At 68.4% G+C, this 24,929-nt stretch carries 21 protein-coding genes; 3 read left to right on the top strand and 18 right to left on the bottom strand.

Annotation, left to right across the window (positions count from 1 at the left end; translation table 11 throughout):
- Positions 1 to 175 precede the first annotated feature (175 nt).
- On the bottom strand, positions 176 to 838 hold the full coding sequence (elbB, locus tag FEI13_RS09975) for an isoprenoid biosynthesis glyoxalase ElbB (protein WP_138181394.1): 663 nt from the start codon (positions 836 to 838) through the stop codon (positions 176 to 178).
- Positions 839 to 1,054: 216 nt separating this feature from the next.
- Here elbB and hemB point away from each other — a divergent pair, with 216 nt between their 5' ends.
- Both hemB and ppk1 read left to right on the top strand, forming a co-directional pair.
- Positions 1,055 to 2,065 carry a porphobilinogen synthase gene (gene hemB / locus FEI13_RS09980; protein ID WP_138181395.1) on the top strand — a complete coding sequence of 337 codons (1,011 nt, stop codon included), beginning with the start codon at positions 1,055 to 1,057 and terminating at the stop codon, positions 2,063 to 2,065.
- 19 nt (positions 2,066 to 2,084) lie between these two features.
- On the top strand, positions 2,085 to 4,289 hold the full coding sequence (ppk1, locus tag FEI13_RS09985; protein ID WP_138181396.1) for a polyphosphate kinase 1: 2,205 nt from the start codon (positions 2,085 to 2,087) through the stop codon (positions 4,287 to 4,289).
- Positions 4,290 to 4,424: 135 nt separating this feature from the next.
- Here the strand turns inward: ppk1 and FEI13_RS09990 are convergent, their stop codons facing one another.
- The 10 genes from FEI13_RS09990 to rho all read right to left on the bottom strand — a co-directional run bounded on the left by FEI13_RS09990 (position 4,425) and on the right by rho (position 13,492).
- Positions 4,425 to 6,551, bottom strand: a complete 2,127-nt coding sequence (locus FEI13_RS09990) for a PhoX family protein (RefSeq protein WP_138181397.1) — start codon at positions 6,549 to 6,551, stop codon at positions 4,425 to 4,427.
- Between the two features lie 100 nt (positions 6,552 to 6,651).
- Entirely contained in the window at positions 6,652 to 7,164 is a 513-nt protein-coding gene (locus tag FEI13_RS09995; RefSeq protein ID WP_138181398.1) for a DUF3087 family protein, read from the bottom strand.
- 213 nt (positions 7,165 to 7,377) lie between these two features.
- Positions 7,378 to 8,466, bottom strand: a complete 1,089-nt coding sequence (locus tag FEI13_RS10000) for a 3-deoxy-7-phosphoheptulonate synthase (RefSeq protein ID WP_138181399.1) — start codon at positions 8,464 to 8,466, stop codon at positions 7,378 to 7,380.
- Positions 8,467 to 8,471: 5 nt separating this feature from the next.
- Complete coding sequence (locus FEI13_RS19175) at positions 8,472 to 8,639, bottom strand: hypothetical protein (protein WP_166462132.1); 168 nt, start codon at positions 8,637 to 8,639, stop codon at positions 8,472 to 8,474.
- 134 nt (positions 8,640 to 8,773) lie between these two features.
- Positions 8,774 to 8,932 carry a hypothetical protein gene (locus tag FEI13_RS19080; RefSeq protein ID WP_158294538.1) on the bottom strand — a complete coding sequence of 53 codons (159 nt, stop codon included), beginning with the start codon at positions 8,930 to 8,932 and terminating at the stop codon, positions 8,774 to 8,776.
- A 71-nt stretch (positions 8,933 to 9,003) separates the two neighbouring features.
- Positions 9,004 to 9,132 carry a hypothetical protein gene (locus FEI13_RS19650; RefSeq protein WP_275668727.1) on the bottom strand — a complete coding sequence of 43 codons (129 nt, stop codon included), beginning with the start codon at positions 9,130 to 9,132 and terminating at the stop codon, positions 9,004 to 9,006.
- A gap of 43 nt (positions 9,133 to 9,175) precedes the next feature.
- Positions 9,176 to 9,889: a dihydromonapterin reductase gene (folM, locus tag FEI13_RS10005; RefSeq protein WP_138181400.1), complete on the bottom strand. Its 714-nt coding sequence runs from the start codon at positions 9,887 to 9,889 to the stop codon at positions 9,176 to 9,178.
- Positions 9,886 to 10,665, bottom strand: coding sequence for an FAD-binding oxidoreductase (locus FEI13_RS10010; protein WP_138181401.1), 780 nt, complete (start codon positions 10,663 to 10,665; stop codon positions 9,886 to 9,888). Before FEI13_RS10010 ends, folM begins: the two co-directional genes overlap by 4 nt.
- Positions 10,662 to 12,158: a 4-hydroxy-3-polyprenylbenzoate decarboxylase gene (ubiD, locus tag FEI13_RS10015; protein WP_138181402.1), complete on the bottom strand. Its 1,497-nt coding sequence runs from the start codon at positions 12,156 to 12,158 to the stop codon at positions 10,662 to 10,664. The genes FEI13_RS10010 and ubiD overlap by 4 nt, the downstream gene beginning before the upstream one ends.
- Before the next feature lie 74 nt (positions 12,159 to 12,232).
- Positions 12,233 to 13,492 carry a transcription termination factor Rho gene (gene rho, locus FEI13_RS10020; RefSeq protein ID WP_138181403.1) on the bottom strand — a complete coding sequence of 420 codons (1,260 nt, stop codon included), beginning with the start codon at positions 13,490 to 13,492 and terminating at the stop codon, positions 12,233 to 12,235.
- Positions 13,493 to 13,945: 453 nt separating this feature from the next.
- Between rho and ppx the strand changes: the two genes are divergently transcribed.
- Entirely contained in the window at positions 13,946 to 15,484 is a 1,539-nt protein-coding gene (gene ppx, locus FEI13_RS10025; RefSeq protein ID WP_138181404.1) for an exopolyphosphatase, read from the top strand.
- Here ppx and tilS read toward each other — a convergent pair.
- The 7 genes from tilS to fabZ all read right to left on the bottom strand — a co-directional run bounded on the left by tilS (position 15,473) and on the right by fabZ (position 24,892).
- Positions 15,473 to 16,768, bottom strand: a complete 1,296-nt coding sequence (gene tilS / locus FEI13_RS10030) for a tRNA lysidine(34) synthetase TilS (protein WP_138181405.1) — start codon at positions 16,766 to 16,768, stop codon at positions 15,473 to 15,475. The genes ppx and tilS overlap by 12 nt on opposite strands.
- A 6-nt stretch (positions 16,769 to 16,774) precedes the next feature.
- The gene (gene accA, locus FEI13_RS10035; protein WP_138181406.1) at positions 16,775 to 17,728 is read right to left on the bottom strand and encodes an acetyl-CoA carboxylase carboxyl transferase subunit alpha; all 954 of its coding nucleotides are present in this window, start codon (positions 17,726 to 17,728) and stop codon (positions 16,775 to 16,777) included.
- A gap of 289 nt (positions 17,729 to 18,017) precedes the next feature.
- The gene (dnaE, locus tag FEI13_RS10040; RefSeq protein ID WP_138181407.1) at positions 18,018 to 21,524 is read right to left on the bottom strand and encodes a DNA polymerase III subunit alpha; all 3,507 of its coding nucleotides are present in this window, start codon (positions 21,522 to 21,524) and stop codon (positions 18,018 to 18,020) included.
- A gap of 256 nt (positions 21,525 to 21,780) precedes the next feature.
- Positions 21,781 to 22,407 (bottom strand): ribonuclease HII, encoded by a 627-nt coding sequence (rnhB, locus tag FEI13_RS10045; protein WP_138181408.1) that lies wholly within the window; start codon positions 22,405 to 22,407, stop codon positions 21,781 to 21,783.
- Positions 22,408 to 22,417: 10 nt separating this feature from the next.
- Positions 22,418 to 23,671, bottom strand: coding sequence for a lipid-A-disaccharide synthase (gene lpxB, locus FEI13_RS10050; protein WP_138181409.1), 1,254 nt, complete (start codon positions 23,669 to 23,671; stop codon positions 22,418 to 22,420).
- Positions 23,672 to 23,684: 13 nt separating this feature from the next.
- Positions 23,685 to 24,452: an acyl-ACP--UDP-N-acetylglucosamine O-acyltransferase gene (lpxA, locus tag FEI13_RS10055; RefSeq protein ID WP_138181410.1), complete on the bottom strand. Its 768-nt coding sequence runs from the start codon at positions 24,450 to 24,452 to the stop codon at positions 23,685 to 23,687.
- A complete protein-coding gene (fabZ, locus tag FEI13_RS10060) occupies positions 24,449 to 24,892 on the bottom strand; it encodes a 3-hydroxyacyl-ACP dehydratase FabZ (protein WP_108445272.1) in 444 nt (147 codons plus the stop codon). The genes lpxA and fabZ overlap by 4 nt, the downstream gene beginning before the upstream one ends.
- Positions 24,893 to 24,929 lie beyond the last annotated feature (37 nt).

Raw genomic sequence — 24,929 nt, forward strand, 5'->3', positions numbered from 1 at the left:
GGCCAAGCGGCCAAGCGGCCAAGCGGCCAAGCGGCCAAGCGGCCAAGCGGCCAAGCGGCCAAGCGGCCAAGCGGCCAGCAGGATCAAGGCCCGAGCCAGCAAAAGCAAACCCCCGAAGGTCTCGGCCTTCGGGGGTTTGCTTTTAGCTCGGCGCTCGGCGCTCGGCGCTTGAAGCTTACAGGTCCATCAGCTCGTCGATGCGATCGACCAGCTTGAAGATGCCGGTCGCCGCCTCGCTGATGCGGGTCGCCAGCATGTAGGCCGGCGTGGTCACCACCCGGTTCTCGAAGTCCAGCACGATGTCCTCCACCCCACAGCTGCGATGCAGGCCGCCCATGGCGCTGATCGCCCCGGCGACGCCGGGATCACTGCCCACGGTCACGGCGATGCCCGGGCCGAGCAGGCGCGGCACCAGCACCGGGCTGATGCACATCAGGCCGATCGGCTTGCGCGCCTCGTGGAAGCCGGCCAACGCCTCGGTCAGCGCCTCGATCACCTGCAGGCCATCGCCCGCCAAGGCGAAGTCCGAGAGGTTCTTGGCGACGCCGAAGCCGCCGGGCAGGATCACCGCATCGAACGCCTCGGCCTCGAGCTCGTCCAGGGAGGAGATCTCGCCGCGCGCCAGGCGCGCCGACTCGGTCAGCACGTTGCGGGTCTCGCCCTCGACCGGCACGCCCTGACGATGATCGATGACCTGGTGCTGCTCGATATCGGGGGCGAAGCAGCGATAGCCCAGGCCCAGCTGATCGAGGCGCAGCAGCGTCAGGGTGGTTTCGTAGATCTCGGACCCGTCCTGCACCCCGCACCCCGAGAGAACCACCGCCACCTGTTTGCTCATGCCTTTCTCCTTGAAGGTTGGCGCCTGTCGAAGCCAGGCCCTGAAATCACAAGGTATCCACTTTAGAGAGTCGGCGGGGGTGCGACAAGGCGCGACTTTCGACGCCTGTCGACACTGATATACTCGAGGGCAGTCGACCCCATGTCATCGTTTCGTCATCTTATGCCGCCACCATCGAACCGTGGCGGCCTAGATCCTCACTTTCGGAGAGACGCCTTGAGCTTCACGACCCCGCGCCAGTTCCCGACCGCCCGCCCGCGCCGCATGCGCCGCGACGATTTCTCGCGCCGGCTGATGCGCGAGCACACCCTGACCGCCGCCGACCTAATCTGGCCGGTCTTCGTGCTGGAGGGCGAGGGCCAACGCGAGGCGGTGCCCTCGATGCCCGGCGTGGAGCGCCTGTCCATTGACCTGCTGATCGAAGAGGCTCGTGAAGCCCAGGAGCTCGGCATCCCGGCCATCGCGCTCTTCCCGGTGGTCAGCCCCGAACTCAAGAGCGAGCTGGCCGAGGAGTCATACAACGCTTCGGGACTTGTCCAGCGCAGCGTGCGGGCCCTCAAAGCGGCGCTGCCCGAGCTCGGCGTCATCACCGACGTGGCGCTGGATCCCTACACCAACCATGGCCAGGACGGGATCCTCGATGAGGCCGGCTACGTGCACAACGATCGCACCGTGGCCACACTGATCAAACAGGCGCTCTCCCATGCCGAGGCCGGCGCCGACGTGGTGGCCCCCTCGGACATGATGGACGGACGCATCGGCGAGATCCGCCGGGTGTTGGAACAGGAGACGCTGGTCAACACGCGGATCATGGCCTATAGCGCCAAATATGCCTCGCGCTACTACGGTCCTTTCCGCGATGCCGTGGGTTCCGCCGGCAACCTGGGCAAGGCGGACAAGACCACCTATCAGATGGATCCGGGCAACGGCGACGAGGCGCTGCACGAGGTGGCCCTGGACCTGGCCGAGGGCGCCGACATGGTGATGATCAAGCCCGGCATGCCCTACCTGGACGTGGTGCGTCGGGTGAAGGACGAGCTCAAGGTGCCCACCTTCGCCTACCAGGTGAGCGGCGAGTACGCCATGCACATGGCCGCCTTCGAGAACGGCTGGCTGGAGGCCGACACGGTCATCCTCGAGTCGCTGCTCTGCTTCAAGCGCGCCGGGGCCGACGGTGTGCTGACCTATTTCGCCAAGCGGGCGGCCCGGCTGCTCGCCACACCATAAACGACGGCAGGGAAACCCCATGGAAGAGACACGCGGTCCCGACCGGCAGTCCGATGAGACTACGCCTGCGCAGGGCGGTGAGCCCCCCGGGCCCCCTGCCCCGCGGCTGAATCAGACCCGCACCGGCATCAAGCCCAAGGCACTGCCGGACCCCGAGGCAGATCTTGCCGACCCCGGTCTCTACTTCAATCGCGAGCTCTCCCACCTCCAGTTCAACGTCCGGGTGCTGGAACAGGCCCTAGACAAGGCTCATCCGCTGCTCAACCGGCTGATGTTCCTGCTGATCTTCTCGTCCAACATGGACGAGTTCTTTGAGATCCGCGTGGCGGGCCTAAAGAACCAGATCCTGCTCGACGATGATTCCACGGGTGCCGATGGTCGCTCGCCGCGCTCGGTCCTCGCCGAGATTTCCCAGATCGCCCATGAGCAGGTGGCGCGTCAGTACCAGATCCTCAACGAGGTCCTGATCCCCGCCCTGGAGGCCCAACGACTCCGTTTCCGCCGCCGCGGGGACTGGTCCGAGGAGCAGCGAGCCTGGGTGCGCGACTACTTCGAGGCCGAGATCATGCCGGTGATCAGTCCCATCGGCCTGGATCCTTCTCACCCCTTCCCGCGCCTGGTCAACAAGAGCCTCAACTTCATCGTCCAGTTGGAGGGCAAGGACGCCTTCGGCCGCGAGGGGGGCCTGGCCATCCTGCCGGCCCCACGCTCACTGCCCCGCGTCATCGCCCTGCCCGAGGAGCTCTGCGAGGAGAGATTCAGCGAATATGTCTTCCTGTCGTCGATGATCCATGCCCATGCCGAGGAGGTCTTCCCGGGCATGGCGGTGCTCGGCTGCTACCAGTTCCGCCTGACCCGCAACGCCGACCTCTCCGTGGATCCCGAGGAGGTCTCGGATCTGGCCTCGGCGCTGCGCGGTGAGCTGCTGTCGCGGCGCTACGGCAGCGGGGTCCGCCTGGAGGTGGCCGACAACTGTCCCGACAAACTGACCGAGTTCCTGCTCAGGCAGTTCCAGCTCGAGCAGACGGATCTCTTCCGAGTCAACGGCCCGGTGAACCTGACCCGCATGATGTCCGTACTGGGCGATGTGGAGCGTCCCGAGCTGCTCTATCGCCCCTTCACGCCGGGCCTGCCCAAGGTGCTGCGCAAGGCCGACAGCGTGCTGGCCGCGATCACCGATGGCGATATCCTGCTTCACCATCCCTTCCAGTCCTTCTCGCCGGTGGAGGAGATGCTCGGCGAAGCCGCCCGAGACCCGGATGTGCTGGCCATCAAGCAGACCCTCTACCGCACCGGTGCCGACTCGCCCATTGTCAACGCCCTGGTCGAGGCCGCCGGCAACGGCAAGGAAGTCACGGTGGTGATCGAACTGCGGGCCCGCTTCGACGAGGCCGACAACCTGGCCCTGGCCTCGCGCCTGCAGGAGGCCGGGGCGATCGTCATCTACGGCGTGATGGCCTACAAGACCCATGCCAAGATGATGCACATCGTGCGCCGTGAAAGAGGCAAGCTGCGTCACTATGCCCACCTGGGCACCGGCAACTACCATTCGCGAACGGCCAAACTCTATACCGACTACAGCCTGCTTACCGCCGACCCCGTACTCTGCGCCGACGTGCACAAGGTCTTCCAGCAGCTCTCGGGCATGGGCCGGGCGCGGCATATCGAGCAATTGCTGCATGCTCCCTTCACCCTGCACGAGCAGATCGTGGCCAAGATCGACCGCGAGGCCGAACATGCCCGCAAGGGCAAGCGTGCCCACCTGATCATCAAGTGCAACTCGCTCACCGAGCCGAAGCTGATCCAGGCGCTCTACCGCGCCTCTCGAGCCGGCGTCGAGTGCGAACTGATCATCCGCGGCATGTGCTGCCTGCGCCCTGGGCTGCCGGGCATATCCGAGAACATCCGGGTGCGCTCGATCATCGGCCGCTTCCTGGAGCACACCCGGGTGTTCCATTTCCACAACGACGGCAAGTCTGAGACCTGGGGCTCCAGTGCCGACTTCATGGCACGCAACATGTTCCACCGGGTGGAGACCTGCTTCCCGCTTCTCGACAGGAAGCTCGCCGCCCGAGTCCGCAAGGACCTCGAGACCTACCTGGTCGACAACTGCCAGAGCTGGCTGCTCGGCAGCGACGGCCTCTATGTCAAGCAGCAGGCCGGCGGTGCCGCGCCGATCAGCGCCCAGGAGACCCTACTCTACGCTTACGCCGACCGGGCCTGAGCGAAGCTGGAAGCTGGAAGCTGGAAGACAGCAGGATCTCGGGAAGCAGAAAGCAACACCCCCGTAGCTGAGCTGCGGGGGTGTTCTTCTTCAAGCTTCCGGGCGCAGCCCGGCTCTTCCAGCTTTCGACTTTCTTTACACGGCGATCTGGCCACCGTCGCGCTTCTGGATCACCACGGTGGCCGCTCGGGGCCGCACCTGGCCATCGGTGGCGAGGGTGGCATCCTCGCTCGCCGGCCAGTTGCCTGGGTGCTGGATATTGATGAACAGCGCCGTGCGGTCCGGGGTGGCGAAGATGCCGGTCACCTCACTACCGTTGGGCCCCACGGCGAAGCGCCTGAGCGCCTGCTGATTGCTCGCGTTCACCACCGAGGAGGCGTCCTCGGTCGCGCCCAGGGCACCGGGCACCACCGCCAGCACCTGGTCGTTGGTGTGCTCGGCGACGCCATCAAAGCCGTTGTCGGTCTGGATCCACAGGATGCCGTCGCCCTCGCCACGATCATCGAACCACAGTCCGTCGGGGCTGGCGAACTGGTTGGCCTCGGTCAGGCCAGAGGGGTTGTCGGCATCGTCGGCCGCCGCGCCGAAGACGAACACCTCCCAGTCGAAGCGGCTGGCATCGTCGGCCTCTCGCCAGCGGATGATCTGGCCGGCGGCGTTGTCGGGGCGCGGGTTGGGCGCGTTGACCGGGGCCGTGGCGAAGCCCACGCCGGGCTCGTCGATCGCCTGGCCGTCACCGGTAAAGGTCGCGGCGCTGCCCTCGGCGGTGCGCTGGCTGTTGTTGGTCAGGGTCATGTAGACGTCGCCGGAGCTCGGGTCCACGGCGCCCCACTCGGGCCGGTCCATCGGCGTCGCCCCCATCAGGTCGGCGGCGTCGCAGGTGTGGATGAGGATGCCCGCCTGGTCGTCGGCGGCAAGCCCCAGGGCCTCGTGCAGGCGGCGACCGTCACGGGTCACGGCGTCCGGGGTCAGCGCGAGCCACTCGCCGCGGCCGCCGGCCTCGAAGCGCGCCACGTAGAGAGTGCCCTCGTCCAGGTACTTCGCGCCGATCGCCAACCGGTCCATGGGCTCGCCCGGGCGATTGGCATCGGCGGGATCCCAGGCGGCCCGGGAGACAAACTTGTAGATGTACTCGTTGCGGGCGTCGTGGCCGGAGTAGAAGACCACGGGGCGGCCCCGGTCGAGCTTGCCCGGCCAGCAGCCCTCGTGGCGGAAGCGTCCCAGGGCGGTGCGCTTCACGGCGCGCTCGCCGGTGTAGGGGTCGATCTCCACCACGTAGCCGAAGGTGCGCGCCTCGTTGCGGTAATCCTCGCGGGCGTCGGCGCCGGTGGGGGTAGTGTCGAATCGCGCGAACTCGCCGTCCTGCTCGGAGGCGTCGCCGGCCGCGCTCTCCCAGCCGTAGCGGCCGCGCTCGCGGCCGATGCCCAGGCGTTCGTCGTCCCGCTCCCGGGCCTCGCGGCGAATGAAGTAGTTCGGCCAGTTCTCCTCGCAGGTGAGGTAGGTGCCCCAGGGGGTGTGGCCGCTGGCGCAGTTGTTGTTGGTGCCGCGGGTCAGCCGGCCCTCCGGCGAGAAGCGCGTGCGCACGTAGTCGCTGCCGGCCACCGGCCCGCCGAGCGCCATCACCGAGGCGCTGGTGTAGCGGCGGTTATAGGCGGAGTCGGGGACGTGGCTCCAGCGGCCGTCGGCCTGCTTCTTGAGATGCACGAGGGTGACGCCGTGGGCGTGGATCTCGGTGCGCACCTCGTCGGCGGGGCGGCGCCCCTGGTCGGCGTGGGTCGGTCCGCCTTGGGGCGCCCAGAGCGCCGCCTGATCGATGTACTCGTTGTTGAGCGCGAGCAGGAACTCCCGGGAGCCGCCGGCGCGGTCGAGGGGAAAGTGGACCATGCCGTCGTGGTGCATGCCGACGCTTTGCGCCTGGCGCTCGGGAGTCATCGCGAGCCCCGCGTGCCACTCGAACGCCTGGCCATTGAGCGGCGTGCCCCAGGGCACCAGCACCTGGGCGGTATAGCCTTCGGGCACGATCACGGCATCGCTGCGCGACCCGGCAATCGAGGTGAAGCCCAGCGTCAGTGGCGTCCGGCGCGTCGCGTCGCGCAGGCCGGGCATCTGACACCCGGCCCCAAGCCCCAGCACCGCCAGAGCCGCCAGCCCAGCACCGCCGCGCATCACGCTGCGCCGAGAGACGTGACGGGCGAGAACGGAGGTGAAAGGCTCGTTGCCGCTGGCGTTGTGGACGCGATGATCTTCGATTTCCTTGCTCATGCTGCTCTCCTCGTCTGGGGGGCGAGGCGCCGCGGGCGCCTTCGGGTCGACGAGTCGAGCCTAGAGCAAGCAGGTGACAGGGCGATGAATCGGCCGCGCCCTACCCCTTGCGAAAGCCGCTCAGGTCCTCGAGGTCGAGGCCGTCGACGCGCTCGGGAAGCCCCCGCTCGCGGCGGGCGTGACGCACCACCTCGCGCTCGGCGAGCAGCTCGGCATCGTCGTCGAGGGTGCGCCCCTCGAGCTCGGAGAGCTGCGCCATGCCCTGGTGGTAGAAGGCCAGCACCGCCAGCGCCGCCTCGGCGCCCTCGCCCATGCCGCGGCGCAGGGCCGGCAGGTAGGCGCTGACCCGCGCCAGGTGATGCTTGAGGCGCCAGACGTAGCGGATGCCGGCCATCCAGGGTCGCTGGCGCAGCACGGCGAAGACCAGGCTGGTGGCGGCCAGGCCCAGCAGCACGCCCAAGGCATTGATCCAGAGACTGCCGCCGAAGGCCGCGACCAGCAGCTGCGAGAACAGCAGCCCGCAGACGATCAGCTGGCCGGCCATGGCCAGGCCCGTCAGGCGCGAGAGGCGGCGGTAGGTGGCGGGGTCGTGGTGTTCGAAGCGAAACGTCATGGAAGACCTGTGCGATGGGAAACGATGCGGCGATTATCCGCACATCGCCTCCCCGGGTACAGGCGCGGGCGCGCTGCCGAGCGCCTCAGCGCGAGGCCCGCAGGCGCTGCGCCGCCCTTCTTATGCTCGCCCGCTGACGCTCGGCTTTCTTTACTCGCCCGGGGCTGCTCGACTTCCTTTACTCGCCCAGGGCCGCTCGGCTTCCTTTACGCTTTACTCGCCCAGGGCCGCTCGACCCTCTATGTTCCGCAGGCGTTCCGCCGCGGTCGTCAGCAGGTGCTCGGTGGTCTCCCAGCCGATGCAGGCGTCGGTGACCGAGACGCCGTAGCGCCGCTGCCCCGGCACGAGGGGCTGCTTGCCCTCGTGGAGGTGGCTCTCGATCATCAGCCCCACCAGGGAGGCGTCGCCGGCCAGCCGCTGGCCCAGCACGTCGAGCAGCACCTCGCTCTGGCGGCGGTGATCCTTGCGGGCGTTGGCGTGGCTGCAGTCGACCATGATCCGCGGCGCGAGGCCGGCGGCCTGGAGGGTACGGCGCGCCGCGAGGACATGGGCGGCCGAGTAGTTGGGCTCGCCGTGGCCGCCACGCAACACCAGGTGGGTGTATGGATTGCCGGCGGTCTCGTTGACCATGGGCCGGCCATCCTCGGCCATCGCGAAGTGGCGATGGGGGTGAGCGGCGGACTGCATGGCATCCAGCGCGACCTGCAGCTCGCCGCCGGTGGCGTTCTTGAAGCCGACCACGGCCTCCAGGCCGCTGGCCACCTCGCGGTGCAGCTGCGACTCGGTGGTGCGGGCGCCGATCGCCACCCACGCGAGCAGGTCGTCCAGGTAGGGCGCGAGCATCGGCTGCAGCAGCTCGGTGGCCACCGGCAGGCCGAGCGCGGCGATCTCGCGCATCAGCGCGCGGGAGGCATGCAGACCACGGGCCATGTCGCCGCTGCCGTCCAGGTCGGGATCGTAGGCGAGTCCCTTCCAGCCCACGGTGGTGCGCGGCTTCTCGACATAGACGCGCATCACGATCAGCAGGTGATCGGCGACCGCCGGTGCCAGCCTGGCCAGGCGACGCGCATAGTCCAGGGCGGCCTCGGGATCGTCGACGGAGCAGGGGCCGACCACCACCAGCAGGCGGTCGTCGTGGCCGTCGAGGATGGCGCGGATCGCCCGGCGCTGGGCCGCTACCTGTTCGGTGAGGGGCGGGGCGAGCGGTAGCGCTCGGCGCAGCTCGCCGGGGGTGGGCAGGGAGGCGGCGGGCGTCGAGACAGCCTGGCGCGGCGCGGGGGTCAGCGAAACGGGGGCATTCATGGGCATCAACTCCGGGTAGCGATCGTACATCGTGTCTGTCGGGAGCCACCGATCTCGCTACGGCCGGGCGTGGCGGAGAGAGCCGACCGCAGCTCGCTAAATCGCCAATAGCCGTAATAGCCGTAATAGCCCACGAAGCCCCGGGTCTGGCGAATGGCGATGGATGCGGTCATGGTCTCTCTCCTTGTCTGTCGTCGTGAAGCTCGTATGCCGTGAAACGCAGAACCCCCGGGCGGGGTTGCCGTCCGGGGGTTCTGGGAGGAGGCAACCCGGTGGGCGTGCCTCGTGGCGCTGTCCTTGATGCGGCTCAGGACATGGCCACCGGCACACCGGTGCTAAACCAATAGCCATACCAGCCCTGGAAGCCCTGCAGCTCCGCCTCGCCGATCCAGGCGCCCAGGCACACGACATCTCGGCGCGGGGCGTCGACATGGGAACGAAGGATCGAGGGCGAAGCGGGGGTCATGGTCATCTCCTGAGCGATGCTGCCATCCTGCCGCATCGAGGCGACCTCGGCAAGGGGCGGCGCGGCGGCGATCAGCCGGTCGCGAGCTGGATCCAGCCAATGGTGGCCGGCAGCGCGCTCATGCCCAGCAGCACCGCCAGGCCCAGGAAGACGGCCAGCAGGCCGCTGTCATCCTTGAAGTTCTCGTCATGTCCCGCCATCTCGTGATCCTCTTCGGGGTTATCATCAGGGGTGCCCGACATTCTAGCGAAGATGCCGCCCGCCATCGACTGGCAGGGTGATGCCCGTCACGAAGCGATTGTCGAGCAGGTAACGCAGGCTCTGATAGATCACGCCAGGCCCGGGAATCATCTCCATGGCCGACTTGGCACGAGCCTTCTCGGCGTAGGCCTCGTCGTCGCCCTGGTTGAGCATGATCATCGCCGGGGCGATGGCGTTGACCTGGATCGAGGGCGCGAACATGGCGGCAAACGACAGCGTCAGGTTATCCAGCCCCGCCTTGGTGGCGGCGTAGGCGGCGTGCTTGCGGGAGCCCTTCTGTACCACGTAGTCGGTCAGGTGAACGATATCGCGCTGGGGCTCGCTGCACGCCTCGAGTAGCTCGCGGCCGTGCAGGTTGATCAGGTAGGGCGCGAGCATGTGCACGCGAAACAGCCGCTCGAAGTTGGCGCCGGCATCGTCACCGCGGCTGTCAGGGGCCCAATCACTGGCGTTGTGCACGATGGCACGCAGCGAGGAGGTCTCGGCGCGGAGCCGTTCGAGGAAGTCGAGGATGCCCGCCTCACTCGAGAAGTCCGCCGGCAGGGTGACGATGCCCCGGCCGCGCAGTGCCTCGAGCTCCTCGCGTTCGCGCCGATAGCTGATGATCACCGGATGGCCGTCGTCGCGCAGACGCTCGGCGCAGTGGCGCCCTAAACGCTGGGCCCCGCCGGTGATCAGGATCGGCGAGGCGCTCATGAACCGCTCTCCCTCACCAGGCTCCCCGCGGTGGGCACGATGGGATCGCGGGGGGCGTAGGCGAAGACGTCCGAGAAGACCCGCGAGGCCGAGAGCCCCAGCGACGCCAGCACGTCGACGCAGGCATAGACCATGCCCGGCGAGCCGGAGACGTAGACATCGTGGCCGGAGACGTCCTCGAGGCTCGTCGCTAGCGCGCGGTCGATGCGGCCATGATGAGCCTGAACGCGCGGCCCGTCGATGGCCTGTTCCGGCGCGACCTCGGTCACGGCATGGAAGCGCACCTTGGCATGCCCTTCCGCCCACTCGCTGGGCAGGCGTTCCAGGTAGAGGTCGCGGCGCTCGCGGGCCGCCCACCAGAGATCGATCTCGCGGTCGGGATCCTCGTGCAGGGCCGCCTCGGCGATCGCCTTCATCTGCGAGAAGCCGGTGCCGGCGGCGACCAGCAGCAGCGGGCGCGTGCTGTACGGGTCCAGCACGCAGTCGCCGCCGGGCAGGCGCACGGTCAGCCGCTCGGCGACCTGCATCAGCTCACGCAGCCGCGCCGAATTGTCGCGCTCCGGCCAATGCTGGATGTGTAGCTCGATCGTGCCATCGCCGGCGTGGGCGTTGGCGATGGAGAACGGCACCCAGGTGTCCTCGGCGAGCTTCAGTTCCAGGTACTGGCCGGGGTCGTGGGCCACGGCCTCGGCGCGGCCCTCGAGTCGAACGCGGAAGACGTCCGGAGTGAGGTCCTCGACCTCGGTGACCAGGCAGGTCAGGGTCCTTGGCGTCATGAATGCCTCGTGTCGTTGTCAGGGGGAAGCGTGATGCCCAGGTCGTTCCAGCGGTCGCTGACGCGGGCCTTGACGGCCTCGTCCATGACGATGGGCGTGCCCCACTCGCGGTCGGTCTCGCCGGGCCACTTGCTGGTGGCGTCCAGGCCCATCTTGGAGCCCAGGCCGGCCACGGGGGAGGCGAAGTCCAGGTAGTCGATGGGGGTGTTCTCCACCATCACGGTGTCCCGGGCGGGGTCCATGCGGGTGGTGATGGCCCAGATCACGTCCTTCCAGTCGCGGGCGTCGACGTCGTCGTCGAGCACCACCACGAACTTGGTGTACATGAACTGGCGCAGGAAGCTCCACACGCCCATCATCACCCGCTTGGCGTGCCCCGGATACTGCTTCTTCATGGTCACCACCGCCATGCGGTAGGAGCAGCCCTCGGGGGGCAGGTAGAAGTCGACGATCTCGGGAAACTGGCGACGCAGGATGGGCACGAACACCTCGTTCAGCGCCAGCCCCAGGATCGCCGGCTCATCGGGCGGCCGGCCGGTGTAGGTGGAGTGGTAGATGGCGTTCTCGCGCATGGTCATGCGCGTCACCGTGAACACCGGAAACTGCTCGACCTCGTTGTAGTAGCCGGTATGGTCGCCGTAGGGTCCCTCGGGCGCCCTGTCGTCCGGGTAGATGAAGCCCTCGAGGATGATCTCGGCGGAGGCCGGCACCTGAAGCTCGGCATGACCACACTCGACGAGCTCCGTGCGCGAGCCGCGCAGCAGCCCCGCGAAGGCGTATTCCGAGAGGCTGTCCGGCACCGGTGTCACGGCGCCGAGGATGGTGGCCGGATCGGCGCCCAGCGCCACCGCCACCGGGAAGGGCTCGCCGGGATGCGCCTTCTGGAACTCCTGGAAGTCGAGCGCCCCGCCGCGATGGGAGAGCCAGCGCATGATCAGCCGGTTCTTGCCAAGCTTCTGCTGGCGGTAAATGCCGAGGTTCTGGCGAGTCTTCTGGGGCCCGCGGGTGATCACCAGCGGCCAGGTGACCAGCGGCGCGGCATCGCCCGGCCAGCAGTGCTGGATCGGCAGGCGATCGAGGTCGACCTCGTCACCCTCATAGACGAGCGCCTGGACCGGGGCCCGGCGCACCGTCTTGGGCCCCATGCTCATCACCTGCTTGAAGATCGGCAGCTTGCTCCAGGCATCGCGGAAGCCCTTGGGGGGCTCCGGCTCCTTGAGGAAGGCCAGTAGCTCGCCCACCTCACGCAGCGCGGCCACCGAATCCTGCCCCATGCCCATGGCCACCCGCTTCGGCGTGCCGAAGAGGTTGCCGAGCAGCGGCATGTCGTGGCCCTTGACGTTCTCGAACAGCAGGGCCGGCCCGCCGGCCCGCAGGGTGCGATCGCAGACCTCGGTGATCTCGAGGTAGGGGTCCACCTCGGCGGTGACGCGCGTGAGCTCGCCCTGTTCCTCGAGCACCGCGATGAACTCGCGCAGGTCCTTGTACTTCATTCGGATTTCCCGATTCCAGAATGACGAAAGGGGCAGCATAGCATGCTGCCCCTTTGCTCACTGCCCGATACCGACTAGCGGCGCTTCATGGCCTCGAAGAACTCCAGATTGGTCTTGGTATCCTTCAGGCGGTCGATCAGGAACTCGGTGGCGGCCGTATCCTCCATGGGATTGAGCAGCTTGCGCAGGATCCACATGCGCTGCATCTCGTCCTCGGAGGCGATCAGGTCCTCGCGACGGGTGCCGCTGCGGCGGATGTTCATCGCCGGGTAGACGCGACGCTCGGCCAGCTTGCGGTCGAGGTGGGCCTCCATGTTACCGGTGCCCTTGAATTCCTCGAAGATCACCTCGTCCATCTTGGAGCCAGTGTCGACCAGCGCCGTGGCGATGATGGTCAGGCTACCGCCCTCCTCGATGTTGCGCGCCGCGCCGAAGAAGCGCTTGGGCTTCTCCAGGGCATGGGCGTCGACACCGCCGGTCAACACCTTGCCGGAGCTCGGCACCACGGTGTTGTAGGCGCGCGCCAGGCGGGTGATGGAGTCGAGCAAGATCACCACGTCCTTCTTGTGCTCGACCAGGCGCTTGGCCTTCTCGATGACCATCTCGGCCACCTGCACGTGACGGGCCGGTGGCTCGTCGAAGGTCGAGGCCACCACCTCGCCGCGCACCGTGCGCGACATCTCCGTCACCTCCTCGGGGCGCTCATCGATCAGCAGCACGATCAGGTGGCACTCGGGATTGTTGCGGGTGATGGAGGTGGCGATGTTCTGCAGCATCAGGGTCTTGCCCGCCTTGGGCGGGGAGACCAGCAGGCCGCGCTGGCCCTTGCCGATGGGCGCGGTGAGGTCGATGATCCGGGCGGTGAGGTCCTCGGTGGAGCCGTTGCCGATCTCCATGCGCAGCCGTTCCTGGGGGAACAGCGGCGTGAGGTTCTCGAAGAGGATCTTGTGCTTGGCGTTCTCCGGCTTGTCGAAGTTGATCTCGCTGACCTTCAACAGCGCGAAGTAGCGCTCCCCCTCCTTCGGCGGACGAATCTTGCCGGAAATGGAGTCGCCCTTGCGCAGGTTGAAACGGCGAATCTGCGACGGCGAGACATAGATGTCATCGGGGCCGGCCAGGTAGGAGCTGTCGGCGCTGCGCAGGAAGCCGAATCCGTCCTGCAGGATCTCCAGCACGCCATCACCGAAGATCGGCTCACCGCTCTTGGCATGCTTCTTGAGGATGGCGAAGATGATGTCCTGCTTGCGGGAGCGCGCCAGGTTGTCGATGCCCATCTCGCGGGCGATCTCCAGAAGCTCCGGCACTGGCTTTTGCTTGAGTTCGGTAAGATTCATCGGTGTGATCAGAGTTTGCTCGTGGAAGCCGGGCGGCAGTGCGCCGTGAGGAAAGACAGGAGGCGAGACGATGACGCCCTGTGGATGCGTTCAGAGCCCGGACAGGCTACCTCTCGTCGTGAAGCATCGAATGGCCTGGGCGGGCAGCCGCCATCGAGAGGGGTTGCCGGGCCGATATCGGAAGCGAGGAAGCAGGTTCGTTTTCGCCTGATCAGCGATGTCGGGCACGCGGCCGGGATCGCAGGCTGAAGCAGTGGGCTGTCTGACGACTTGGATACTGACCGCGACGGGAACGCCGTGGGACGGTCGTGAAGCATTCGGAACAGGCGAACGCCTCGATATTAGTCAAGGGCGCGAGCAAACGCAAGCCCTGCCGCTGCGGCCGTCGCGGGGCAATTGACAACGCCGGATGCCACCCGCAACCTCCTTTCCCATAGCCCATCAGGACTCGCCATGATAGTGCCAACGGACCGGTTCTCCGCCACCGCGAGCGAACCCGCGATCGCCGCCGAGCCCCGCCGCCTCGCCGCCATCGACCTCGGCTCCAACAGCTTCCACCTGCTGGTCGCCAACTACCAGGACGACCGACTGCAGGTGGTCGCCCGCCTCGGCGAGAAGGTGCAGCTGGCGGCCGGGCTCGACGAGGAGGGCGTACTGCGCGAGGATGCCATGACCCGGGCGTTGGACTGCCTGGCCCGCTTCGCCCCCTTCCTCGAGGGCATCGCCCGCCGCGACCTGCGCGTGGTCGGCACCAACGCCCTGCGCGATGCGCGCAACAGCCAAGAGCTGATCGAGCGCGCCGAGGCCCTGCTGGGCACCCGCATCGAGATCATCGCCGGCCGCGAGGAGGCGCGCCTGATCTACCTGGGCGCGGCCCATGCGGTGGCCGAGGATGGCCGCCGGCTGATCGTCGACATCGGCGGTGGCTCCACGGAGTTCATCATCGGCGAGCACTTCGAACCGCTGGCCCTGGAGAGCCTGAGGATGGGCTGCGTAACCTTCACCCGGCGCTTCTTCGGCGGCGGCGAGCTCAGCGAGAAGCGCATGCGCCGCGCCGAGCTCGCCGCCCTCTCCGAGCTGGCCAACATCCGGCGCCCCTACCAGCGCCTGGGCTGGAGCGACCCGGTGGGCTCAAGCGGCACCATCAAAGCCGCCGCCGCGGTGATCGCGGCGGCCGGCAAGGGGCCCGAGGGGGTGATCACCCGCAAGGGCCTCGCAGACCTGCGCAAGCGGCTGCTCAAGTGCAAGCGCCTGGACAAGGTGGCCATGGACGGCCTCAAGGAAGACCGTGCCAGCGTCTTCCCCGCCGGCATCGCGATCCTCGGCGCCATCTTCGAGGCCTTCGACCTGGAGCAGATGCGCTACGCCGACGGCGCCCTGCGCGAGGGCGTGCTCTACGACATGGTGGGCCGCCACAGCCCAGAGGATTCGCGGCTCAAGACCCTGGCCGGCCTGGCTCGCAACTACCGGGTGGACTCACGTCAGGCGGAGCACGTGGCCACCACGTCCCTGGCGCTCTGCGCGCAGGTGCGCGAGGCCTGGGCGCTGGACGACGACGAGGTCCGCTTCCTCGACTGGGGAAGCCGGCTCCACGAGATCGGCCAGGCCATCTCCCATAGCCAGTTTCACCGGCACGGCGCCTACCTGCTGGAGCACTCCGACCTGGCCGGCTTCTCACGCCCGGAGCAGCGGCTGCTGGCCTTCCTGGTGCGCGCCCACCGGCGCAAGTTCCCACTCAAGGAGTGGCAGGCGCTTCCCGCCAGCGAGCGGCACTCCCACGCCCGGCTGGCCCGCCTGCTGCGCCTGGCCGTGCTGATCAACCACTCCCGCCCCGAGCAGCCGCCCGGCGTGCCGCGCCTCGCGGCCGACGGCGAGGCGCTACACTTGACCCTCGCCACGGAGGAGGATCCGGCCCTGTTGCTCAACGACCTGGAGCAGGAGGTCGACTATCAGGCGGCCGCCGGCTTCACCCTGACGCTGTCACGCGACTGACCACCCCTCGGCCACCAGCCGCCAGCGCCCCGACGGCGCCAGCACCGCCACCGCCTCCTCGCCCCGATGGACCACCAACAGCCGCCCGCGCTCCCAGGGCGGCACATCGAGCTCCTGCAGCAGCCGCTTGAGGTCGCGCCGGCCGCGCCCGGCCAGCCGCAGGCACTCACCGCCCCGGCGCGGCGCCACCCTCAAGGGGGCCGAGGCGCCGTCATTTCGACGCAGCGTGACGTTCCACTCGCCCAGGGGCGTGACGAGTGGCGTCTGCCCATACCACGCCACCGGCCATTCGCCCCGCTCATCGTCCGACGGCACGGCCTCGGCAGGACTCAGCAGGTACAGATGGCCCCGCCAGACCCGCGCCTCGGCGCCGGGCCAGGCCACCCGTACCTCGCCGTCCGCGCGGGCATCGAGCTGATCGAGCAGCGACGCGAGGCGCCGGGCGGGCGGAGTCGAGTGCCCCAGGCGCTGGCAGGCGTGGCGAATCAGCAGCCGGCGGCGCGGTGCGGAGAGCCCCTGCAGCCCCGCCGCCGGCAGTCGGGCGGGATCGCCGCCGAGGCGCTCGATGTCCAGCGCGGCGAGCTCGTCGAGCAGGCCGTCGGCCTCGCCGGCCAGCGCCGCGCTGCGCGCGAGGCAGTGAGTCGCCGCGGGCCAGCGGGTCTCGAGCAGCGGCAGCACGCGATGGCGCAGGAAGTTGCGATCCAGGCGCTCGTCGCGGTTGGAGGGATCCTCCACCCAGGCGAGCCCGTGACGCCTCGCCTCGGCTTCGAGCGCGACCCGCGACGCACCGAGCAGCGGACGCGCCAGGCGCCACCCTCGCCCGTCGCGGCCGGATGGCATGGCGGCCAGGCCGCGCACCCCGCTGCCCCGCAGGGCGGCCAGCAGCAGGGTCTCGGCCTGATCATCCGCGTGCTGGGCCAGCCACAGGGTCTCGCCCGGCATCAGGCGCCGGGCGAAGGCGGCGTAGCGCGCCTCCCGGGCGGCGCCCTCCACTCCCTGCCCAGCGGTCAGGTCGACCTCGACGCGCTCGACCCAGAGCGGCACGCCGAGCCGCGAGGCGAGTCGGTGGCAGTGGCGTTCGAAGTCGTCGCCGGCGGCCTGCAGGCCATGATGGACGTGCAGAGCGCGCAGCGGGCGAGGATGGCGAAGGCAGGCGTGGGCCGCCAGGGTCAGCAGCAGGGAGGAATCCAGGCCGCCCGACAGGGCGATCCAGACGCAACGCCCCGGCGGGGTCTGGGCCAGGGCGTCGTCGATCGAGGACTGCAGTGCGCTTGCGTCGCGCACGCGGACTTACACCGGGGCGCCGTAGCTCATCAGGCGCTCGTAGCGGCGCTCGAGCATCGTCTCCGTGTCCATCGCCTCGAGGCGATCGAGGCTCGCCAGCAGCGAGGACTTGATGCGCTCGGCGGTGGTCACCGGGTGGCGGTGGGCGCCGCCCAGCGGCTCCGCGATCAGGGTGTCGACCAGGCCCAGCTCCTTGAGGCGCTCGGCGGTGATGCCCATGGCCTGGGCCGCGTCGGGGGCCTTCTCGGCGCTCTTCCAGAGGATCGAGGCGCAGCCCTCGGGGGAGATCACCGAGTAGGTGGAGTACTGCAGCATGGCGAGCTCGTCGCAGACGCCGATGGCGAGCGCCCCGCCGGAGCCGCCCTCGCCGACCACGGTGGCCAGGATCGGCGTCTTGAGGCGCGACATCACGGCGAGGTTGTAGGCGATGGCCTCGGACTGGCCACGCTCCTCGGCGTCGATGCCGGGATAGGCGCCGGGGGTGTCGATGAAGGTCAGCACCGGCATCTTGAAGCGCTCGGCCATCTCCATCAGCCGGCACGCCTTGCGATACCCCTCGGGACGCGGCATGCCGAAGTTGCGGCGCACCTTTTCCTTCACGTCGCGGCCCTTCTGGTGGCCGATGACCATCACCGGCTTGTCGTCCAGCCGGGCGATTCCGCCAACGATGGCGGCATCATCCGCGAAGTGGCGATCGCCGTGGAGCTCGTCGAAGTCGGTGAAGACATGCTCGAGATAGTCCAGGGTGTAGGGCCGCTGAGGGTGACGCGAGAGCTGGGAGACCTGCCAAGGAGAAAGGTCCTTGAAGATGGACTCGGTGAGCTTGCGGCTCTTCTCCTCGAGGCGACCGATCTCGTCGCTGAGGTTGACCTGGCTGTCGTTGCCGACCAGCCGCAGCTCCTCGATCTTGGCCTGGAGCTCGGCGATGGGCTGTTCGAAATCGAGATAGTTGGGGTTCATTGGCCAGACGCCTTGTCGAGTTTCATCGCCCCTCCGACCCGGGAGGGCGATGCCAAAAAATTGCGCGTGGCGAGCATTATCGCACCCTCAACGCAAGGCGCAAGGCAGCAGCGTATGGCGCCGCGGCTCGGGGCTAACCCGGCGACAGGCCTACGTGGAGGCGCTGTGACCCCCTCCTTGGGCGCTACCTCGGCCATCCATGGGCCTCGGACCTCCACTGCGCCCTGTCCCCGGCGCCTCTCGCCGCTATCACGCGGAGACAGCACGCCGCCGTCGCCCTCGTGCCAGCCTAGCGGTACTTCAACCGCACGCCGTTCTGCCCCTGCACCTCGCGCAGCCCCGTAAGCAGCTCGTCGGAGGGCGTGACCCGCCACGCCTCGGCGAGCTCCAGCCAGCCCGTGGCCTCGGCGTTGCGGTACTTGAGGCGCACCGGCAGGCCCGCCTCATCACAGTAGGGCGCGAGGCTCGCGCGCAGGCTGTCGACCAGGCGGCCGTTGAGGCGTTCGCCGTCCAGGGAGAGCTCCACCGCCTGCCCGAAGCGGCTGCGCGCCTCGACCATGGGGGTGACCTCCTTGCCGCGCAGGCGCAACCCGCCGGAGTAGTCGTCACTGGAGACTTCGCCCTCGACGATCATCACCTGGTCGGCTTCGAGGCGGCCGCGCAGCTGGTCGAAGAGCTCGCCGAACAGCGACGCCTCGATGCGCCCGGTGCGATCGTCCAGGGTGATGAAGGCCATGGTGTCGCCGCGCTTGGACTTCATGGTGCGTACGCCGACTACCAGGCCGGCCACCCGCTGGGGCTCGCGCGACGGCTTGAGGTCGCCGATGCGGGTGGAGACGAAGCGGGCGAGCTCCTGCTCGTACTCGTCGATGGGGTGCCCGGTGAGGTAGAGCCCCAGGGTATCCTTCTCGCCGGCCAGGCGCTCCTTGTCGGTCCACTCCCGGGCATGGTGATAGTCTCCGTAGGCGTCCTGCTCGCCCTCGTCCGGCTCGGCGAAGGCCTCGCCGAACATGTCCATCATGCCGAGGTTCTGGTTGGTCTGGTTCTGGGCCGCGGCCTTGAGGGCGTCTTCCAGCGCCGCGGTGAGCACCGCCCGGCTCGGCCCCAGGGTGTCCAGCGCCCCGGAGCGGATCAGCGCCTCCAGGGTGCGCTTGTTCATGCGCTTGGGGTCGACCCGACGGCAGAAGTCGAAGAGATCCGCGAAAGGGCCGCCCGCCTCGCGGGCCTCGACGATGGCGCCGATCGGGCCCTCGCCGACGCCGCGGATCGCGCCCAGGCCATAGACCACCCGCGCCTGCTCATCGACGGTGAACTTGTAGCCGCCGACGTTGACGTCCGGCGGGGTCACCGTGAGCCCCAGGTGGCGGCACTCCTCGATCAGCGGCACCACCTTGTCGAGGTTGTCCATCTCGGTGGACATCACCGCGGCCATGAAGGGCCCGGGGTAGTGCGCCTTGAGCCAGGCGGTCTGGTAGGAGACCAGCGCGTAGGCCGCCGAGTGCGACTTGTTGAAGCCGTAACCGGCGAACTTCTCCACCAGGTCGAAGATGTTGCCGGCGAGGTCCTTGTCGATGCCATTGGCCGCGCAGCCCTCCATGAAGCCGGCGCGCTGCTTGGCCATCTCCTCCGGCTTCTTCTTGCCCATGGCACGCCGTAGCATATCGGCCTGGCCCAGGCTGTAGCCGGCCATCACCTGGGCGATCTGCATCACCTGTTCCTGGTAGAGGATGATCCCGTAGGTGGGCCCGAGCACCGGCTTCAGGAGCTCGTGCTGGTAGTCCGGGTGCGGATAGGAGATCTCCGCCCGGCCGTGCTTGCGGTTGATGAAGTCGTCGACCATGCCCGACTGCAACGGGCCGGGGCGGAACAGCGCCACCAGGGCGATCATGTCCTCCAGCGAATCGGGCAACAGGCGCTTGATCAGCTCCTTCATGCCGCGGGATTCGAGCTGGAAGACCGCCGTGGTCTCGGCCTTCTTGAGCATCTCGAAGGTCGGGGCGTCGTCGAGCGGGATGGTGTCGATGTTAAGCGGCCCCTGGCCCTCGACCGCGCGCACCTTGTCGACCATCTCCAGCGCCCAGTCGATGATGGTCAGGGTGCGCAGGCCCAGGAAGTCGAACTTGACCAGGCCCGCCTCCTCGATGTCGTTCTTGTCGAACTGCACCACCAGGCCGTTGCCCTCCTCGTCGCACAGCAGCGGCGAGAAGTCGGTGAGCTTGGTCGGCGCGATCACCACGCCACCGGCGTGCTTGCCGGTACCGCGGGTGATGCCCTCGAGCTTCAGGGCCATCTCCCAGATCTCGGCGGCCTCGTCATCGGCCTCGAGGTACTCCTTGAGCTGGGGTTCGGCCTCGATGGCCTTGGCCAGGGTCATGCCGACCTCGAAGGGGATCAGCTTGGAGAGCTTGTCGCCCAGCGAATAGGGCTTGCCCTGGGCGCGGGCCACGTCGCGCACCACCGCCTTGGCGGCCATGGTGCCGAAGGTGACGATCTGCGAGACCGCGTCGCGGCCATAGCGGTCGGCCACGTAGTCGATGACGCGGTCGCGCTTCTCCATGCAGAAGTCGACGTCGAAGTCGGGCATCGAGACCCGCTCGGGGTTGAGGAAGCGCTCGAACAGCAGATCGTAGCCGATGGGGTCGAGGTCGGTGATCTTCTGCGCGTAGGCCACCAGCGAGCCGGCACCGGAGCCACGCCCCGGCCCTACCGGAACGTCGTTGTCCTTGGCCCATTGGATGAAGTCCATCACGATCAGGAAGTAGCCGGGGAAGCCCATCTGGATGATGATGTTGAGCTCGAAGTCGAGGCGCTCGCGGTAGCGGGCGTCGATCTCGGCGTACTCTTGGCCGTCCCGGGGGTAGCGCTCGGCCGGAAAGAGGAAGTCCAGGCGCTCGGTGAGGCCGTCGTGGGAGATCTTGCGGAAGAATTCGTCCTGGGTCAGCCCCTCGGGGATCTCGAATTCGGGCAGGAAGATCTCGCCCAGGCGCACCTCCACGTTGCAGCGCGCCGCGATCATCACGCTGTTCTCGATCGCCTCGGGGATGTCGGCGAACAGCTCGGCCATCTCCTCGGGGCTCTTGAGGTACTGCTCCTCGGTGTAGCGCCGCTCGCGACGCTTGTCGTCCAGCGCCTTGCCCTCGCCGATGGCCACCCGAGTCTCGTGGGCCCAGAAGTCCTCGCGCTCGAGGAAGCGCACGTCGTTGGTGGCCACCACCGGGGTGCCGGTCTCGAGGGCCAGATCCACCGAGAGGTGCACGCACTCCTCCTCCAGGGAGCGCCCGGTGCGGGTCAGCTCCAGGTAGAAGCGCCCCGGGAAGGCGGCGTTCCACTCCTCGAGCAGCTCGCTGGCCTCGTCATGGTGGTCGCTCAGCAGGTGACGACCCACCTCCCCTTCCCGGCCGCCGGAGAGCGCGATCAGCCCCGCGCTCTGCTCCAGCACCCAGGCCTTGTCGAGCAGCGCCTGGCCCTGGCGCTGGCCGTGCATCCACCCCCGGGAAATCAGCTCGGTGAGATTGCGATAGCCGGTGTCGTCCATGGCCAGCAGGGTCAGGCGATAGGGGTGCGCTTCGTCGTGGGGATTGGCCAGCCACAGGTCACTGCCGATGATCGGCTTGAGTCCAGCGTCCTGGGCGCCCGTGTAGAACTTGACCAGGGCGAAGAGGTTCGCTTCGTCGGTCAGCGTCACGGCGGGCAGGCCCTGGGCCACGGCGGCCTTGATCAGCGGCTTGAGACGCACCAGGCCGTCGACCAGGGAGAATTCGCTGTGAACGCGAAGATGAACGAAGGGCGTTGTCATAAAGGGCTCGGGGCTTGGCGGTAAATAATCAGTACAGGAAGCTCGAGGCTATCCCGGGAGCAGGCATCCGAGGAGGCGCTGTGAACCCCTCCCTGGGCGCTACCGATGCCCTGCGGCGCTCTCGCGTCCTGCTCCGCTTGCAGGGCCGGTGCTGGCCATCCATGGCCAGCCCGTTCGGAGGAATCCTCCTCACCCCTGGCATAGGACCTCCTCTGCGACCTGCTCCCGGCGCCTCTCGTGGTGCCGCTTGCGAGACCTAGAACAGGGCCAGCTGGCGTTTCACCGGGCCGAAGGAGCGGCGATGCTCGGGCAGCGGTCCCAGACGTTCCAGGACGGCCAGATGCTCGCGGGTCGGGTAGCCCTTGTGGCGGGCGAAGCCGTACTCGGGGTATTGCGCATCGAGGACCACCATGCCGGCGTCGCGCTCGACCTTGGCCAGGATCGAGGCGGCGGCGATGGCCGGATGGCGGGCATCGCCCTTGACCACCGCCTGGCCGGGGACATGATGCCCGGGCAGGCGATTGCCGTCCACCAGCAGGTACTCGGCCACCGGCGCCAGGGCGTCGATGGCACGCCGCATGGCGAGATGGGTCGCATGGAAGACGTTCAGCGCATCGACCTCGGCGGCGCTGGCCTCGGCCACGGCGAAGGCCAGCGCGCGCTCGCGGATGTCGGTGGCCAGCGCCTCGCGCCGACGCGCCGTAAGCGCCTTGGAGTCGTTCAGCCCCTCGATGGGTCGCGCGGGATCGAGGATTACCGCCGCGGCGACCACCGGACCGACCAGCGGGCCGCGGCCCACCTCGTCGACCCCGGCCAGCCGGTCGCCGACGTAGTCGATCGAGAGCGGCGGCAGCGTCTTGCCCTTCACGACCGGTTCCTTCATGACCAGCCCTTCATCGTTCGCCCCCGGCGATCGCGACCTCGCCCGCCTCGGGGGCCACGCTCTGCGGCAGAGCGCGCCCCGCCACCAGCGCCTCGATGGCCTCACTCGCGCGCCGACTGGCATCGCGCTGCAGGGCCACGTGCATCTCCGCGAAGCGCACCTCCAGGGCCTTGCGTCCCGCCTCGTCGTCGAGTATCACCCCGAGCCGGTCGGCGATCGCCTCGGGGCTTGCCGCGTCCTGGATCAGCTCCGGCACCAGGGTCTCGCGGGCGATCAGGTTGGGCAGCGAGATCCAGTCGGTGTGGACCAGCCGCTTGGCCAGCCAGTGGGTCGCCGGCGCCATGCGGTAGGCGACCAGCATCGCACGATGGCAGAGCATCGCCTCGAGTGCCGCGGTGCCGGAGGCGAGCAGTACTGCGTCGCTCGCCACCATGGCCTCCCGCGACCGACCGTCGATCAGGGTCACGCGCCCCGCGAGGGCCGGACGCGTCGCCAGCAGCGCCTCGAGCTCACCTCGCCGGGCCGGCGTGGCGGCCGGCATCACCACCGAGAGCGCCGGACGCTCCCGGCACAGGCGCTCGACGGCCTCGAGGAAGGTCGCGCCGAGAAAACGGATCTCGGTGGCGCGGGAGCCGGGCAGCACCGCGAGCAACGGCCTCTTTGCCACCTCACCTCGCCCCGCCTCGTCATGCGACTCGTCTCCCCCCGCCACCAGGCCCAGCGCCTGGCGGGCCGCTTCGCGGTCGTTCTCGAGCGGCAGTTCGTCGGCCAGCGGATGGCCGACGAAGGCCACGGGCACCCGGTGACGCACGTAGAAGGCCGCCTCGAAGGGCAGGAAGGTGAGCATGGCATCCACGGACCGGGCGATGCCCTTGACGCGCCCCTGGCGCCAGGCCCACACGGAGGGACTGACGTAGTGGGCGGTGGTGAGGCCGGCCTCGCGCAGCTGACGCTCGAGCCCCAGGTTGAAGTCCGGAGCGTCGATGCCGACCATGATGTCGGGCCGCCAGGCCAACGCATCGCGCTTCAGCGCGCGACGCACCCGCACCAGACCCGGCAGGTGCTTGAGCACCTCCACGAGTCCCATCACCGAGAGCATTTCCAGGGGATAGCGGGTTTCGATGCCCTCTTCGATCATCCGCGGGCCGCCGATGCCGCGAAACTCGATGCCCGGATGGCGGGCCTTGAGCGCTCGCATCAGGCCGGCGCCGAGGATATCACCGGAGAGCTCGCCGGCGACGAGATAGACGCGACGCACCGTCATGTTCGCGCCCACCTCAGCGAACGATGCCGCGGGTCGAGGCCTCGATGGAGGCGACGAAGGCCTCGGTCTCGGGCAGAGCAAAGCTGGCACGAATCTGCTCGAGTGCCTGCTCCGTGGTCAGCCCCTGACGATAGACCAGCTTGTAGGCCTCGCTCAGGCCGCGAATGGCCTCCTTGGAGAAGCCGCGACGGCGCAGCCCCACGAGATTGAGGCCATGAACCTGGGCCGGATTGCCGTTGATCATCACGTAGGCCGGGGTGTCCTTGGTGATGATCGAGCCGCCGCCGGCCATGGCATGGTCGCCGAAATGGCAGAACTGATGGACCGCCGAGAGCCCGCCGAGGATGACGAAGTCGCCCAGTTTCACATGACCGGCCAGGGTCACTTGGTTGGCGAAGATGCCATCGTTGCCGATCACGCAGTCGTGACCGACATGGACGTAGGCCATGAAGAGGTTGCGCGAGCCGATGACGGTCTCGCCGCGATCCTGGACGGTGCCGCGATGCAGGGTGACGCCCTCACGGATGACGTTGTCGTCGCCCACTACCAGGCGGGTCGGCTCGCCGGCGTACTTCTTGTCCTGGCAATCCTCACCCACCGAGGCGAACTGGAAGATGCGGGTGCGCGCGCCCAGCACAGTGGGGCCCTTGATCACGACATGGGGGCCGATGCGGCTACCGGCCCCGATCTCGACATCGGCCCCGATCACGGCGAAAGGGCCGACCTCGACATCATCGGCCAGGCGCGCCGCGGGATCGATGAGGGCGGTGGGGTGTATCAAGCGACCTTCCTCTCGGCACAGGTGATGTCGGCCTCGCAGGCCAGCTCGCCGCCCACCGTGGCACGGCAGATGAACTTCCAGATGCCGCGCTTGGTGCGCTCGACCCGAGCCTCGAGCACCAGCTGGTCGCCGGGCATCACGGGGCGTTTGAAGCGCACGTTGTCGCTGGCGACGAGGTAGTAGACGTAGCCGTCGGCGGGCAGCTTGTTGACGGTCTTGAAGCCGAGGATGCCGCAGGCCTGGGCCAGGGCCTCGACCACCAGCACGCCGGGCATGATCGGGTGATGCGGAAAGTGGCCGTTGAAGAACGGCTCATTGATGCTGACATTCTTGTAGGCAACGATGGATTCGCCCAGCGTGAGCTCCGTGACCCGATCCACCAGCAGGAAAGGATAGCGGTGGGGCAGATACTCACGAATCTCGTTGATGTCCATTACCATCGTAGCGACCTCTGAAATGACAGGATGCCCTTCCCGG

Origin of the sequence: Halomonas urmiana (genome assembly GCF_005780185.1) — a bacterium.
In the GTDB taxonomy this organism is placed as follows: Bacteria; Pseudomonadota; Gammaproteobacteria; order Pseudomonadales; family Halomonadaceae; genus Halomonas; species Halomonas urmiana.